Raw genomic sequence first — 14,972 nt, 5'->3', positions numbered from 1 at the left:
CATGGCGCCGGAACGCAATCTGCTGGGCAGCGTCTTGAAAGGCAGAACACTTGGCATCTGGGGCTACGGCAAGATCGGCCGCCTGGTGGCCGGCTACGGCAAGGCGTTCGGAATGGATGTGCTGATCTGGGGGCGCGATGCCAGTCGCGCGCAGGCAGTCCACGACGGTTACCGGCGGCACACTCAAAAGACGACTTTTTCGCCGAATCCGATGTCATTTCCATGCATCTTCGTCTGAACGATGAAGCGCGCGGCATCGTGGGCGTACCCGATCTGGTGCGGATGAAGCCGACCGCGCTGTTCGTCAACACCAGCCGCGCCGAACTGGTGGCCGACGGCGCGCTGCTGACAGCCTTGCGCCAAGGCCGTCCCGGCCAGGCGGCGCTTGACGTGTTCGAGACCGAGCCCTTGCCGGTGGATTCGCCTTTTGCTGCGCATGGAGAATGTGCTGGCGACGCCGCATCTGGGTTACGTGGAAAGGAACAGTTATGAATTGTATTTTCGCGCCGCCTTCCAGAATATCGTCGATTTTGCGAACGGCACGCCGAAAACATCTTGAATTTGGCAGCTCTGCGCCTGTAACCCGAATCGACGCATAAAACCTGAAACTCACAAGAGATATCCCATATTTTGTGGATTGACATTATTGCAATGCAGTCTATACAGTGCGCGGCGCGCCGGCACTAGGATTGTCGAATGATCATGTCCGATGAAGCCTGTTTCCCATGGACGCTTTTCCTTCAGGACTGTGCCCGGAATGCCGGCGGCTTATCCACATACAAAATGAATACTCAAGGGAGTCTCATGCAACAACAAAACAGCATCTGGTGCGTCATGCCTTGATCGTGGCTGCAATCACGGCTCTGACCGCCTGTGGCGGAGGCGGTGGTTCGGCCGACAGCGGTACTCCGGCCACGAAAGCGCCGGTTGTCACGCTCGTGAGGGGCACTGCCGCATCCGGTGCGCCATTTGCAGGTGCCACAGTGACGCTAACCGATGTCAATGGCACGCAAAAGACGACGACCGCCGGTGCTGATGGCGGCTACTCAATCGATGTCAAGGGCATGACGGCCCCCTTCGTCGTGACCGCAACCGGGACGACGGGCGGAATTACTGCAACTTATGTCGCGGTGCTGGCCGACACCGTCAGCGATGGCGAAACAAAGACGGTCAACGTCACGCCGTTGACAACAGCGATTGCCGCATTGCTTTCGGATGCCAACAATCCGCTGGACATGACGGATCTCGCAAAGCTGAAGGCGAAAGCGACGCCCGCCGAAGTCAAGAAGGTGGTGGACGCGCTCAAGAGCGTGCTGGCGAACGTCGTCACGGCAAGCGGTGCCGATGCCGCTACCTTCGATCCCGTCAAGAGCGCATTCAAGGCGGATAGAACCGGCCTTGACGCCGTGCTGGATACGATCAAGGTCGCGATCACAAGCGATGGCGTGGTGCTGGTGAATGCATTTGCGCCGATTGCCGAAAACCAGGCGGATCCGACTGCGGCACCGGCTCCATCGGTTGTTTTGACCAGAGGCAATGTCGCCACTCCGCCCGGCGCCCTCGTGGCGCCCACGATTGCGCCGTCGACGGTGGTGATCAACAGGTTGCAGGAGCAGCTGAATGCATGCTTTGCGTTGGCGGCGGGACAATCGCGTTACCAAAACCGGCCCCATCGTGACGGATCTGAAGGGGGCGTGCGAGGTTGTCGACGGCTTTGACCGGGCTCTTTACAAATACAACGGCTATACCTTGTTCCAATGGTATGGAGGGCTGCTGTCGGATCCGGCAATGGATGGTGCCATATTCGGCGCTCCGGAAATCCTCACGCTGGTGAAAACTGCGGCAGGTGCAGAGCAAGCCATCATCCGTCTGCCATACAAGCGTGCTGACGGCAGCACCGGCCATGTGATGGACATGGCGCAGAAGATCAGTCCGGCAACGGCAACAGACAGCGGCTGGAGAATCATCGGCAATCAGCTCGATTACGATGTCGCCGTGGAAGCGCGTTTCAGCCGCGGCAACAATCCTGCCAACAATGGCAAGATCGCCTATCAGAGCGGATTGCGGCTGCAATTCAATGCCATAGGGCTGGCGTTCGATGTCCACCAGGTCAAGGTCACGGGACCGGGCCTGCCGGCAGCCGGTGTGGTGCTGGCCAGATCCTCATCGTGCGGTACCGCCAACTACTTTGCGGTGGCCAACAAGACCGGCGACCTCAGTGTCACAGCCACGTCAAATGTGTCCACATCATTGCACTCAGCGGGGCATTTGCCGATGGCTCGTCATATACGTGGTCGTCCTCGAGTCCCAACTTCGCTTCGGCACCGGTGACGGATTTCTCCGCATTCAAACCGTTCGGACGTTACAAGTTCGAGGTGTATCGTTCGGCGAGCGACAAGAAAGCCGAGTTTTATACGCGCAGCATTGCCGCGCCGATCGCCGCAAGTTATGGACCCTCCCTGCATTGGCCGGAGCTGGGTGACAGCGCCAAGGCATATCTTGATCCTGCCAATGCAAAGGCTGCGGTATTGGTGTCGGCCACCATCGACTGGAGCCGTGGCGCATTGGCACCGCATGTGGACAATGTGCTGATGACGGGCAGGTCGTCAGCCGCACTGATCAATGTGACGACAAGCGCCTTCAAGCAATCCGCCACGTCGGCAACGATCAATGCAAACATCGTCGGCACGTCCACCGGCGCGTCATGCGCAAGTGCATTCGTGCCAGCGTTGAGCACAGCAGGAAATTATCGCGAAATAGCCTTGCGCGGCCTCAACGCTTCCGGCATACGCCAGTACGCCAGTTGGTCGAGGACGAACAACTAAGTCGAACGATTGACTGGTTACATGAAAAAGCCCCGCGGTTCCGACCGTGGGGCTTTTTCTTTCGCCGGATCGCTTTTCAATATGTCTTGTACGGCAAAAACTTCCCTGACAACACCACATTCACCCGATCCCCTTTCGGGTCCGGCGAGCGCGTGATATCCATCGAAAAATCGATCGCGCTCATGATGCCATCGCCGAATTCCTCGTGGATCAGTTCCTTGATCGTCGTGCCGTAGACGCTGACGATTTCGTACCAGCGGTAGATCAGCGGATCGGTCGGCACGGCGCCGGGCAGCGAGCCCTTGTACGGCACGATCTGCAGCCAGGCGGCTTCCTCGTCCGTGAGGTCGAACAGGCCTTGCGCCACTTCCGCCTGCGCCTTGCTGAAGGTCATCTGGCCGAGGCAGGCCGCGGTCGTCCATTCCTTGCTGTGGCCCAGCTTGTCGGCAATGGCGCTCCATTTCAGGCCTTTTCTCACCTTGGCGTCGAGGATTTTCGCGGTGACGGTTGGGCGGTCCATGTATTTTCTCCTTGTCGTGTGCGTGGATGAGTGCATGCGGTGAAGTCGCAACGTTTTGTGCTTGAGCAAGAGACATGCCGCCGCACATTGGCGCATCAGGCGGTCTTCGTTCGACCGGATCGCACCAATTGCAAACGCATGTGCACATGGATGGTGGCGTCGTGCGGCGCGGGCGTTGGTTTCGCACAAGCGTTGTGCGCGGTCGAAGCGGGCCGGCATGCGCATTTGCCGCGCCTGCCCGGTTAGCAAGCCTGCCAACCTTTGGTTACACTGAGTGACTATTCTTCGGGAGTCGTCATGCAAGTCCGGCTGTGGTCTCTGACCCTGGGCAATTTTGCGATCGGCACCGGCGCGATGATCGTGCCCGGCATGCTCAATGAACTCAGCGCCGATCTTGCAGTCACGCCGGCGCAGATCGGCATGCTGATTTCCGCGTTCGCGGCGACCGTGTGCCTCGGCGGACCGTTCCTGGCGAGCTGGACCAGTGCCATCGAGCGCCGCAGGCTGCTGGCCGGAGCGCTCGTTTTGTATGCGCTCATGCATCTGCTGGCCGCGTTCGCCCCCGGCTACGGCAGCCTGCTCGCGGTGCGCATGGTGACCGCCGTGGGCGCTGCCTTGTTCACCGCGCAGGCGGCGGCCACGGTCGGCCTGATGGTGCCGCCCGAGGCGCGTGGCAAGGCGATCGGGATGGTCTTCCTCGGCTGGTCGATTGCGGCAGTGGTCGGCACGCCGATCGGCGCGTATCTCGGCGCGCACATCGGCTGGCGTCCGACGCTGGGGCTGGTCGGACTGGTGTCGGCGCTGTTCGCGGCGGCGGTGTGGAGGCAGATTCCGGCCGGACTGTTCGTCGCGCCGATCGATCGCGCGGCCTGGAAAGCCGTGTTCGCCGATACGCCCCTGCTGCTGGCGGTGTCGGTCACCGCGCTCCAGGCGATCGGCCTGTTCATCGTCTTTTCCTACATGGCGCTGGTGCTGAAGGACTTCATCGGCGCCACGCCGACCGCCATCAGCCTGCTGTTCCTGTGCTTCGGCATCACCGGCGTCATCGGCAATGTCATCGCGGCGCGCGTGATGGATCGCGTCGGCCCGGTGCGGGTCGGCATGGTCGCGATGGGCTGCATGCTGGCGGCGCTCGCGGCGTGGCCGCTGGCCAGGGGCTCGCTGCCGATGACGATCGTGCTGACCCTGATCTGGGGCCTGGGATGCTTCGCGATCAATGGTTCGCAGCAGGTGCGGCTGATCATGATGGCACCGCAACTCGCGGCGGCCTCGGTCGCGCTGAATTCGTCCGCCATCTACATGGGGCAGGCGCTGGGCGCACTCCTCGGCGGCGTGATCGTGACGTCGCTGGGCACGGTTGCATTGTCGTATTTCGGTACCGTGCCGATGGCGCTGGCGATGGCCGTGTCTCTGTACGCGGCGAACATGTCGGAGCGGCGCGCGACGCTGGCGGCATCATGCGAGTCCTGAGCGTCGATGTCGCGTCGTCGGCGTCTTGTTGATCGTGCAATCGGGCGCATTGCAGCGCGACCGGCATTCCCAGGCTCAGCGCGCGATGTCGGAAGGGGTGCCAGCGGGAATTGTTCTGAAACTTGATTGGACCAGTGCATGTCCGCCGGTCCACAGGCGGGCCCAGCCCGGCGGCCAAGGCAGCGGCGGTCCCGCGTAGGCCGGCACGCCGCGCCGCACGGCGATCACCGGCAGGCTGTCGGGCACCGGGCCGTCGCGATAGTCCCAGCCGAGGGTAAAGGCGTAATTCGGCAACAGCGCTTCGCATACGGCGTCAAACCATGCGGTGTGATCCTCGTCACGGCGCAACGCCTGCGCCAGGCCGTGCGGGTCGAATTGCGCCAGCGCCTTCACCAGTTCCGGCGCGGTCGCGCCCGGCGCGTCCCCCCACCCCATGATCGGATTGAAGTTGTAATCTGCGCCCGAGCCGTACCAGCCTTCGCGCCATGCCCGATCCAGCCAGTTGCGCTGGCCGGTAACAGGTGCCAGCGCCAGTGCAAGCCGGACGGCTTCGGCCAGCTGTACAGATAGAGGCGCTGGTAGCCGCGCGCGGTGCATCGCCGCCACGCCATGCGACCACGTCGCATGCAGTCGCATGCATGGCGAGCGATGCTGCGATCCGCCCCCCGCCGCTGCACGCTGATGCGATGGTGCGCGAGCTGCACCGCGCCGGCTACCAGCGCCTCTATCTGTACAGCTGGCCGAAGCCGTCCGGCTGCACTGGCGCTGGCACCTGTTTACCGGCCAGCGCAACTGGCTGGATCGGGCATGGCGCGAAGGCTGGTACGGCTCGGGCGCAGATTACAACTTCAATCCGATCATGGGGTGGGGGGACGCGCCGGGCGCGACCGCGCCGGAACTGGTGAAGGCGCTGGCGCAATTCGACCCGCACGGCCTGGCGCAGGCGTTGCGCCGTGACGAGGATCACACCGCATGGTTTGACGCCGTATGCGAAGCGCTGTTGCCGAATTACGCCTTTACCCTCGGCTGGGACTATCGCGACGGCCCGGTGCCCGACAGCCTGCCGGTGATCGCCGTGCGGCGCGGCGTGCCGGCCTACGCGGGACCGCCGCTGCCTTGGCCGCCGGGCTGGGCCCGCCTGTGGACCGGCGGACATGCACTGGTCCAATCAAGTTTCAGAACAATTCCCGCTGGCACCCCTTCCGACATCGCGCGCTGAGCCTGGGAATGCCGGTCGCGCTGCAATGCGCCCGATTGCACGATCAACAAGACGCCGACGACGCGACATCGACGCTCAGGACTCGCATGATGCCGCCAGCGTCGCGCGCCGCTCCGACATGTTCGCCGCGTACAGAGACACGGCCATCGCCAGCGCCATCGGCACGGTACCGAAATACGACAATGCAACCGTGCCCAGCGACGTCACGATCACGCCGCCGAGGAGTGCGCCCAGCGCCTGCCCCATGTAGATGGCGGACGAATTCAGCGCGACCGAGGCCGCCGCGAGTTGCGGTGCCATCATGATCAGCCGCACCTGCTGCGAACCATTGATCGCGAAGCATCCCAGGCCCCAGATCAGGGTCAGCACGATCGTCATCGGCAGCGAGCCCCTGGCCAGCGGCCACGCCGCGAGCGCCGCCAGCATGCAGCCCATCGCGACCATGCCGACCCGCACCGGGCCGACGCGATCCATCACGCGCGCCGCGATGACATTGCCGATGACGCCGGTGATGCCGAAGCACAGGAACAGCAGGCTGATGGCGGTCGGCGTGGCGCCGATGAAGTCCTTCAGCACCAGCGCCATGTAGGAAAAGACGATGAACAGGCCGATCGCCTGGAGCGCGGTGACCGACACCGCCAGCAGCAGGGGCGTATCGGCGAACACGGCTTTCCAGGCCGCGCGATCGATCGGCGCGACGAACAGTCCGGCCGGAATCTGCCTCCACACCGCCGCCGCGAACAGCGCCGACACCAGTCCGACCAGCCCCAGCGTCGGACGCCAGCCGATGTGCGCGCCGAGATACGCGCCGATCGGCGTGCCGACCACTGCCGCAATCGACCAGCCGAGGAAGACCATCCCGATCGCCTTGCCACGCGCCTCGGGCGGCACCATCAGGCCGACCGTGGCCGCCGCCTGCGCGGTGAACAAGGCAGCGCCCACGGCGGTCACCATGCGCACCGCGAGCAGGCTGCCGTAGCCGGGGGCGAACGCGGCCAGCAGATGCATGAGCGCATACAAAACGAGCGCTCCGGCCAGCAGCCTGCGGCGCTCGATGGCACTGGTCCAGCTCGCCAGGAACGGTCCGCCGAGGCACACGGTCGCCGCGAACGCGGAAATCAGCATGCCGATCTGCGCCGGCGTGACTGCAAGATCGGCGCTGAGTTCATTGAGCATGCCGGGCACGATCATCGCGCCGGTGCCGATCGCAAAATTGCCCAGGGTCAGAGACCACAGCCGGACTTGCATGACGACTCCCGAAGAATAGTCACTCAGTGTAACCAAAGGTTGGCAGGCTTGCTAACCGGGCAGGCGCGGCAAATGCGCATGCCGGCCCGCTTCGACCGCGCACAACGCTTGTGCGAAACCAACGCCCGCGCCGCACGACGCCACCATCCATGTGCACATGCGTTTGCAATTGGTGCGATCCGGTCGAACGAAGACCGCCTGATGCGCCAATGTGCGGCGGCATGTCTCTTGCTCAAGCACAAAACGTTGCGACTTCACCGCATGCACTCATCCACGCACACGACAAGGAGAAAATACATGGACCGCCCAACCGTCACCGCGAAAATCCTCGACGCCAAGGTGAGAAAAGGCCTGAAATGGAGCGCCATTGCCGACAAGCTGGGCCACAGCAAGGAATGGACGACCGCGGCCTGCCTCGGCCAGATGACCTTCAGCAAGGCGCAGGCGGAAGTGGCGCAAGGCCTGTTCGACCTCACGGACGAGGAAGCCGCCTGGCTGCAGATCGTGCCGTACAAGGGCTCGCTGCCCGGCGCCGTGCCGACCGATCCGCTGATCTACCGCTGGTACGAAATCGTCAGCGTCTACGGCACGACGATCAAGGAACTGATCCACGAGGAATTCGGCGATGGCATCATGAGCGCGATCGATTTTTCGATGGATATCACGCGCTCGCCGGACCCGAAAGGGGATCGGGTGAATGTGGTGTTGTCAGGGAAGTTTTTGCCGTACAAGACATATTGAAAGCGATCCGGCGAAAGAAAAAGCCCCACGGTCGGAACCGCGGGGCTTTTTCATGTAACCAGTCAATCGTTCGACTTAGTTGTTCGTCCTCGACCAACTGGCGTACTGGCGTATGCCGGAAGCGTTGAGGCGCGCAAGGCTATTTCGCGATAATTTCCTGCTGTGCTCAACGCTGGCACGAATGCACTTGCGCATGACGCGCCGGTGGACGTGCCGACGATGTTTGCATTGATCGTTGCCGACGTGGCGGATTGCTTGAAGGCGCTTGTCGTCACATTGATCAGTGCGGCTGACGACCTGCCCGTCATCAGCACATTGTCCACATGCGGTGCCAATGCGCCACGGCTCCAGTCGATGGTGGCCGACACCAATACCGCAGCCTTTGCATTGGCAGGATCAAGATATGCCTTGGCGCTGTCACCCAGCTCCGGCCATGCAGGGAGGGTCCATAACTTGCGGCGATCGGCGCGGCAATGCTGCGCGTATAAAACTCGGCTTTCTTGTCGCTCGCCGAACGATACACCTCGAACTTGTAACGTCCGAACGGTTTGAATGCGGAGAAATCCGTCACCGGTGCCGAAGCGAAGTTGGGACTCGAGGACGACCACGTATATGACGAGCCATCGGCAAATGCCCCGCTGAGTGCAAATGATGTGGACACATTTGACGTGGCTGTGACACTGAGGTCGCCGGTCTTGTTGGCCACCGCAAAGTAGTTGGCGGTACCGCACGATGAGGATCTGGCCAGCACCACACCGGCTGCCGGCAGGCCCGGTCCCGTGACCTTGACCTGGTGGACATCGAACGCCAGCCCTATGGCATTGAATTGCAGCCGCAATCCGCTCTGATAGGCGATCTTGCCATTGTTGGCAGGATTGTTGCCGCGGCTGAAACGCGCTTCCACGGCGACATCGTAATCGAGCTGATTGCCGATGATTCTCCAGCCGCTGTCTGTTGCCGTTGCCGGACTGATCTTCTGCGCCATGTCCATCACATGGCCGGTGCTGCCGTCAGCACGCTTGTATGGCAGACGGATGATGGCTTGCTCTGCACCTGCCGCAGTTTTCACCAGCGTGAGGATTTCCGGAGCGCCGAATATGGCACCATCCATTGCCGGATCCGACAGCAGCCCTCCATACCATTGGAACAAGGTATAGCCGTTGTATTTGTAAAGAGCCCGGTCAAAGCCGTCGACAACCTCGCACGCCCCCTTCAGATCCGTCACGATGGGGCCGGTTTTGGTAACGCGATTGTCCGCCGCCAACGCAAAGCATGCATTCAGCTGCTCCTGCAACCTGTTGATCACCACCGTCGACGGCGCAATCGTGGGCGCCACGAGGGCGCCGGGCGGAGTGGCGACATTGCCTCTGGTCAAAACAACCGATGGAGCCGGTGCCGCAGTCGGATCCGCCTGGTTTTCGGCAATCGGCGCAAATGCATTCACCAGCACCACGCCATCGCTTGTGATCGCGACCTTGATCGTATCCAGCACGGCGTCAAGGCCGGTTCTATCCGCCTTGAATGCGCTCTTGACGGGATCGAAGGTAGCGGCATCGGCACCGCTTGCCGTGACGACGTTCGCCAGCACGCTCTTGAGCGCGTCCACCACCTTCTTGACTTCGGCGGGCGTCGCTTTCGCCTTCAGCTTTGCGAGATCCGTCATGTCCAGCGGATTGTTGGCATCCGAAAGCAATGCGGCAATCGCTGTTGTCAACGGCGTGACGTTGACCGTCTTTGTTTCGCCATCGCTGACGGTGTCGGCCAGCACCGCGACATAAGTTGCAGTAATTCCGCCCGTCGTCCCGGTTGCGGTCACGACGAAGGGGGCCGTCATGCCCTTGACATCGATTGAGTAGCCGCCATCAGCACCGGCGGTCGTCGTCTTTTGCGTGCCATTGACATCGGTTAGCGTCACTGTGGCACCTGCAAATGGCGCACCGGATGCGGCAGTGCCCCTCACGAGCGTGACAACCGGCGCTTTCGTGGCCGGAGTACCGCTGTCGGCCGAACCACCGCCTCCGCCACAGGCGGTCAGAGCCGTGATTGCAGCCACGATCAAGGCATGACGCACCAGATGCTGTTTTTGTTGTTGCATGAGACTCCCTTGAGTATTCATTTTGTATGTGGATAAAGCCGCCGGCATTCCGGGCACAGTCCTGAAGGAAAAGCGTCCATGGGAAACAGGCTTCATCGGACATGATCATTCGACAATCCTAGTGCCGGCGCGCCGCGCACTGTATAGACTGCATTGCAATAATGTCAATCCACAAAATATGGGATATCTCTTGTGAGTTTCAGGTTTTATGCGTCGATTCGGGGTTACAGGCGCAGAGCTGCCAAATTCAAGATGTTTTTCGGCGTGCCGTTCGCAAAATCGACGATATTCTGGAAGGCGGCGCGAAAATACAATTCATAACTGTTCCTTTCCACGTAACCCAGATGCGGCGTCGCCAGCACATTCTCCATGCGCAGCAAAGGCGAATCCACCGGCAAGGGCTCGGTCTCGAACACGTCAAGCGCCGCCTGGCCGGGACGGCCTTGGCGCAAGGCTGTCAGCAGCGCGCCGTCGGCCACCAGTTCGGCGCGGCTGGTGTTGACGAACAGCGCGGTCGGCTTCATCCGCACCAGATCGGGTACGCCCACGATGCCGCGCGCTTCATCGTTCAGACGAAGATGCATGGAAATGACATCGGATTCGGCGAAAAAGTCGTCTTTTGAGTGTGCCGCCCGGTAACCGTCGTGGACTGCCTGCGCGCGACTGGCATCGCGCCCCCAGATCAGCACATCCATTCCGAACGCCTTGCCGTAGCCGGCCACCAGGCGGCCGATCTTGCCGTAGCCCCAGATGCCAAGTGTTCTGCCTTTCAAGACGCTGCCCAGCAGATTGCGTTCCGGCGCCATGGACGAGGCTTGCCACAGACTTTCGCGCAGGTTGGCGGCATATTGCGGTATCCGGCGCGACGCCGCCATGATCAGCGCCCAAGTCAATTCGGCGGGCGCGGTCGGGTCGCCGACGCCTTCCGCAATTGCCACGCCGCGCGCGGTTGCAGCATCCACGTCGATGTGACCGCTCACCTTGCCGGTTTGCGAAATCAGCTTCAAGTTCGGCAATTTATCCAGCAATTGCCGCGAAATGGCGGTTCGCTCGCGGATCAGCACCAGCGCATCGAAGCCGCCCAACCGAATCGCAAGTTGACCGATGCCGCGCGTGCTGCTGGTAAACACCTTCACCTCATGTCCCTCGAGCAAGCTGAAGCAATCCAACTGGCGCACGCTGTCTTGATAGTCGTCAAGAATGGCAATCTTCATGGGAGTATTGTTCCTTACATAACCAAGGCTGCCTAAAAACTAGGCAACATTAGGTGAAAGTGGTGCTCAGGTGTAAAATTACGGGTTCCGTAGCTTTTTACCAGCCGGCTTCCGCGCCATCCCTGCGGGGGCCAAGTGCTGATGGCCGAGGCACCAATCTTGCGTGCCTCATTATCCGACAGACCGCCGTTCCGCTGCAGATCGTGCGTTATCGCCCGATCCGAACCAGCCTTGGAAATCCCAAACGACGATCCTGCCGTGCCGCTACACCCGGTTTTTATTTAGGCATTGGAGGTTTTATCGTGAATCAACCAGTCATGGGTGGCATTACCGCCGTTAACGCCCCATCGTACGTCAAGCAACAAAAACTCATCAATTGGGTCGCGGAAATCGCCACCCTGACCAAGCCCGACAGCATCTACTGGTGCGACGGCTCGCAGGAAGAATATGACCGCTTGTGCGCGGAAATGGTCGCCGCCGGCACCATGAAGCGGCTGAACGACGCCAAGCGCCCGAACAGCTACCTCGCATGCTCCGATCCGTCCGACGTGGCACGCGTCGAAGACCGCACCTTCATCTGCTCCGCGAAGCAGGAAGATGCCGGCCCGACCAACAACTGGATCGCCCCGGCAGAAATGCGCGTCACCCTGAACGGCCTGTTCGACGGCTGCATGAAGGGCCGCACCATGTACGTGGTGCCGTTCTCGATGGGCCCGCTCGGTTCGCCGATCGCCCACATCGGCGTCGAACTGTCCGACTCGCCTTACGTCGCGGTCAACATGCGCATCATGACCCGCATGGGCAAGGCCGTGTATGACGTGCTCGGCACCGACGGCGAATTCGTGCCCTGCGTGCACACCGTCGGCGCACCGCTGGCTGCGGGCCAGAAGGATGTCGCGTGGCCGTGCAACTCGACCAAGTACATCGTGCATTACCCGGAAACCCGCGAAATCTGGTCCTTCGGTTCCGGCTACGGCGGCAACGCCTTGCTCGGCAAGAAATGCTTCGCGCTGCGCATCGCGTCCACCATGGGCCGCGACCAGGGCTGGCTGGCCGAACACATGCTGATCCTCGGCGTCGAATCGCCCGAGGGCAAGAAGCATTACGTCGCCGCCGCTTTCCCGTCCGCCTGCGGCAAGACCAACTTCGCGATGCTGATTCCGCCGAAGGCATTCAACGGCTGGAAAGTCACCACCATCGGCGACGACATCGCCTGGATCAAGCCGGGTGCCGATGGCCGCCTGTACGCGATCAACCCGGAAGCCGGCTACTTCGGCGTGGCGCCGGGTACCAACACCGTGACCAACTCCAACTGCATGGCTTCGCTGGGCGCGAACACCATCTTCACCAACGTCGCGCTGACCGACGACGGCGACGTGTGGTGGGAAGGCCTGACCAAGGAAGCGCCGGCGCACCTGATCGACTGGCAAGGCAAGGACTGGACGCCGGAAATCGCCAAGGAAACCGGCCGCAAGGCAGCGCATCCGAACGCCCGCTTCACCGTCGCCGCGACGCAGAATCCGGTCATCGACCCGGCATGGGACGATCCGGCCGGCGTGCCGATCTCGGCCTTCATCTTCGGCGGCCGCCGCTCGACCACCGTGCCGCTCGTCACCGAAGCGCGCAACTGGGTGGAAGGCGTGTACATGGCAGCGACCATGGGTTCGGAAACGACCGCCGCAGCAGCCGGCCAGCAAGGCGTGGTGCGCCGCGACCCGTTCGCGATGCTGCCGTTCATGGGCTACAACATGAGCGACTACTTCCAGCACTGGCTCGACATCGGCAAGAAGGTTGCCGCCTCGCCAGCTGAGATGCCGAAGATCTACTGCGTGAACTGGTTCCGCACCGACGAGAACGGCAAGTTCGTCTGGCCCGGCTTCGGCGACAACATGCGCGTGCTGAAGTGGATGCTGGACCGCATCGAGAACAATGCCGGCGGCACGGAAAACATCTTCGGCGTCACCCCGCGCTACGAAGACCTCAAGTGGGACGGCATCGAATTCACGCAGCAGCAATTCGACAGGATCACCTCGATCGACAAGGCTTCATGGGAAGCGGAACTGAAGCTGCATGCGGAACTGTTCGACAAGCTGAAATATCACTTGCCGAAAGAGCTGGAATCGACCAAGGCCCAGCTGGAAAAGCGTCTGGCGGCTTGAACCCGGCGATGCTCGTCTCCCGTGAATAATGGGGGATGGAGGAGACAATAAAACGGAGCGCGGCAGGGCAACCTGACCGCGCTTTTCATTTTGGGCGTTGTCGCAGCGATCAGCATTTCCGTCCCTGATTTGCCGCGCGGTGCGCCATGCGAAGCACAGAAAAAAGGCACCCGAAGGTGCCTTTTTTCTTGCTGCAAAGCAGTTACACGCCTCTGATCAGAATGCGTGACGGATGCCGGCGTTGAATGCCTGGTCGCCCGAACCTGCCTCGATCGCGCCGCCAACGGTGTAGCCTGCGCCGTTCTTGTTCGAGATCTTCGCGTACGTGGTGTACAGCTCGGTGCGCTTGGACAAGGAGTAGATGTAGCCCAGTGCGTACTGATTCGCGTCCATGTTGTTGGCAGTCTTGTCATTCTTGTGAATGTAGGAAGCCAGAACCTTGTGTGCGCCGAACGGAACGGTCACGCCAACCAGCACGTCGGTGCTGTCGGTCGAGCCGGACTGTGCCAGGCCGGTGAACGGGTTCACCGCATTGCGGTACTTGGAGCTGTTCAGACCCTTGTCAACGCCGTAAGCGAGGTGAGCCTTGGCAACCTTGAAGTCGTACGTTGCGCCCAACAGCGTGTTCTTGGCGTTCTCGGTGCCGATAGCCGGAGCGGCGGCGGTGCCATTGTTGAGGTTGTGGTAGCCGAGGCGAACAGCCAGCGGACCATTGGCGTAGCCGACAGCCAGGCCGTATTGGCGCGCGGTGGAAGTGGAGCCTGCCACTTCGCCGAAGCCGTAGGCGACTTCGCCGGTGAAGCCGCTGAAGTTCGGCGACACGTACTTGACCGAGTTGTCCATGCGGCTGGTGGCGTTGCCGGTTTGCGGCAGGATGTTGTTGGCATTGCCGGCGAAACCGGTGCCGAACGGATCAACGAAGGCAACGGTCAGGTATTGCGGAGTGTACTGACGACCCAGGGTGACGGTACCGAAGTTGGTGCTGCCCAGGCCCACGAATGCTTGACGACCGAACATCAGACCGCCCTGGCCCAAGGCGCCAGTGTCAGCCTGGTAACCGTTTTCCAGCACGAACAGCGCGGACAAGCCGCCGCCCAGATCTTCCGTGCCCTTGAAACCGAGGCGCGAACCGGCGCCAACGCCGCTGGTCAGCTTGGTGACGGAACCGGCTGCGCCGCCGCGCTCCTGCACGATGCCCACATCCAGCAGACCGTACACGCTAACGTTCGTTTGCGCGAATGCGCCGGTCGAGATTGCACCCAGTACGGCCAGTGCGAGAACTGATTTTTTCATTAACTATCCCCAAAGGTAGAGCCAGACAAATTGATTGTTGTTCGGCAAGGCGATGCGGAACATTGCCTTGCCGTTGACGGCTTCATTGTCAGGAAACACATGGTGATGCAATGTGTTAACGATGCATCGCTTTTGACAATGAACGCCGCTTACTGAAAATCATGGCGAATTCGCAGAAGTTGCCGAAA

Annotated in this window: 11 protein-coding genes and 3 pseudogenes; 8 read left to right on the top strand and 6 right to left on the bottom strand. The window is 61.6% G+C overall.

What is annotated here, in order from left to right:
- The 4 genes and pseudogenes from D3870_RS18530 to D3870_RS18515 all read left to right on the top strand — a co-directional run.
- A pseudogene (locus D3870_RS18530) lies at window positions 1-559 on the top strand (NAD(P)-dependent oxidoreductase); the annotation flags it as partial.
- 286 nt (window positions 560-845) lie between these two features.
- Window positions 846-1,718, top strand: a complete 873-nt coding sequence (locus D3870_RS18525; protein WP_147375832.1) for a carboxypeptidase-like regulatory domain-containing protein — start codon at window positions 846-848, stop codon at window positions 1,716-1,718.
- Window positions 1,675-2,331 (top strand): hypothetical protein, encoded by a 657-nt coding sequence (locus D3870_RS18520; RefSeq protein ID WP_119741441.1) that lies wholly within the window; start codon window positions 1,675-1,677, stop codon window positions 2,329-2,331. The genes D3870_RS18525 and D3870_RS18520 overlap by 44 nt, the downstream gene beginning before the upstream one ends.
- Entirely contained in the window at window positions 2,328-2,825 is a 498-nt protein-coding gene (locus D3870_RS18515) for a protein kinase family protein (RefSeq protein ID WP_119741440.1), read from the top strand. Before D3870_RS18520 ends, D3870_RS18515 begins: the two co-directional genes overlap by 4 nt.
- Window positions 2,826-2,901: 76 nt before the next feature.
- Here the strand turns inward: D3870_RS18515 and cynS (D3870_RS18510) are convergent, their stop codons facing one another.
- Window positions 2,902-3,345 carry a cyanase gene (cynS, locus tag D3870_RS18510; protein ID WP_119735640.1) on the bottom strand — a complete coding sequence of 148 codons (444 nt, stop codon included), beginning with the start codon at window positions 3,343-3,345 and terminating at the stop codon, window positions 2,902-2,904.
- 297 nt (window positions 3,346-3,642) lie between these two features.
- On the opposite strand from cynS (D3870_RS18510), the gene D3870_RS18500 reads away from it, so the two are divergent.
- The gene (locus D3870_RS18500) at window positions 3,643-4,815 is read left to right on the top strand and encodes an MFS transporter (RefSeq protein WP_119735643.1); all 1,173 of its coding nucleotides are present in this window, start codon (window positions 3,643-3,645) and stop codon (window positions 4,813-4,815) included.
- A gap of 75 nt (window positions 4,816-4,890) precedes the next feature.
- On the opposite strand, the pseudogene D3870_RS18495 reads toward D3870_RS18500, so the two are convergent.
- Window positions 4,891-5,463: pseudogene (locus D3870_RS18495) on the bottom strand (L-asparaginase); the annotation flags it as partial.
- Between the two features lie 11 nt (window positions 5,464-5,474).
- On the opposite strand from D3870_RS18495, the pseudogene D3870_RS18490 reads away from it, so the two are divergent.
- Window positions 5,475-6,034, top strand: a pseudogene (locus tag D3870_RS18490) (L-asparaginase); the annotation flags it as partial.
- 75 nt (window positions 6,035-6,109) lie between these two features.
- Here the strand turns inward: D3870_RS18490 and D3870_RS18485 are convergent.
- Complete coding sequence (locus tag D3870_RS18485; RefSeq protein WP_119735643.1) at window positions 6,110-7,282, bottom strand: MFS transporter; 1,173 nt, start codon at window positions 7,280-7,282, stop codon at window positions 6,110-6,112.
- Between the two features lie 297 nt (window positions 7,283-7,579).
- Between D3870_RS18485 and cynS (D3870_RS18475) the strand changes: the two genes are divergently transcribed.
- A complete protein-coding gene (gene cynS, locus D3870_RS18475; protein WP_119735640.1) occupies window positions 7,580-8,023 on the top strand; it encodes a cyanase in 444 nt (147 codons plus the stop codon).
- Window positions 8,024-8,330: 307 nt separating this feature from the next.
- On the opposite strand, the gene D3870_RS18470 is transcribed toward cynS (D3870_RS18475), so the two are convergent.
- Entirely contained in the window at window positions 8,331-10,118 is a 1,788-nt protein-coding gene (locus D3870_RS18470; protein ID WP_119741438.1) for a carboxypeptidase-like regulatory domain-containing protein, read from the bottom strand.
- Window positions 10,119-10,342: 224 nt separating this feature from the next.
- The gene (locus D3870_RS18465) at window positions 10,343-11,332 is read right to left on the bottom strand and encodes a D-2-hydroxyacid dehydrogenase family protein (protein WP_119735636.1); all 990 of its coding nucleotides are present in this window, start codon (window positions 11,330-11,332) and stop codon (window positions 10,343-10,345) included.
- Window positions 11,333-11,634: 302 nt separating this feature from the next.
- Here D3870_RS18465 and D3870_RS18460 point away from each other — a divergent pair, with 302 nt between their 5' ends.
- Window positions 11,635-13,491 carry a phosphoenolpyruvate carboxykinase (GTP) gene (locus D3870_RS18460; RefSeq protein WP_119741436.1) on the top strand — a complete coding sequence of 619 codons (1,857 nt, stop codon included), beginning with the start codon at window positions 11,635-11,637 and terminating at the stop codon, window positions 13,489-13,491.
- Between the two features lie 216 nt (window positions 13,492-13,707).
- On the opposite strand, the gene D3870_RS18455 is transcribed toward D3870_RS18460, so the two are convergent.
- Window positions 13,708-14,784 (bottom strand): porin, encoded by a 1,077-nt coding sequence (locus D3870_RS18455; protein ID WP_119735634.1) that lies wholly within the window; start codon window positions 14,782-14,784, stop codon window positions 13,708-13,710.
- Between the last annotated feature and the right edge of the window lie 188 nt (window positions 14,785-14,972).

It is taken from the genome of Noviherbaspirillum cavernae (genome assembly GCF_003590875.1).
GTDB classification, from domain to species: Bacteria; Pseudomonadota; Gammaproteobacteria; order Burkholderiales; family Burkholderiaceae_D; genus Noviherbaspirillum; species Noviherbaspirillum cavernae.
The sequence above is the reverse complement of the archived record's forward strand: the minus strand, read 5'-3'. Positions and strand labels throughout refer to the sequence as shown.

What these genes read in the sequence shown, in the direction of transcription:
- cynS (WP_119735640.1), bottom strand. Translation starts at nt 3,345, where the DNA reads ATGGACCGCCCAACCGTCACCGCGAAAATCCTCGACGCCAAGGTGAGA.
- D3870_RS18500 (WP_119735643.1), top strand. Translation starts at nt 3,643, where the DNA reads ATGCAAGTCCGGCTGTGGTCTCTGACCCTGGGCAATTTTGCGATCGGC.
- D3870_RS18485 (WP_119735643.1), bottom strand. Translation starts at nt 7,282, where the DNA reads ATGCAAGTCCGGCTGTGGTCTCTGACCCTGGGCAATTTTGCGATCGGC.
- cynS (WP_119735640.1), top strand. Translation starts at nt 7,580, where the DNA reads ATGGACCGCCCAACCGTCACCGCGAAAATCCTCGACGCCAAGGTGAGA.
- D3870_RS18470 (WP_119741438.1), bottom strand. Translation starts at nt 10,118, where the DNA reads ATGCAACAACAAAAACAGCATCTGGTGCGTCATGCCTTGATCGTGGCT.
- D3870_RS18465 (WP_119735636.1), bottom strand. Translation starts at nt 11,332, where the DNA reads ATGAAGATTGCCATTCTTGACGACTATCAAGACAGCGTGCGCCAGTTG.
- D3870_RS18455 (WP_119735634.1), bottom strand. Translation starts at nt 14,784, where the DNA reads ATGAAAAAATCAGTTCTCGCACTGGCCGTACTGGGTGCAATCTCGACC.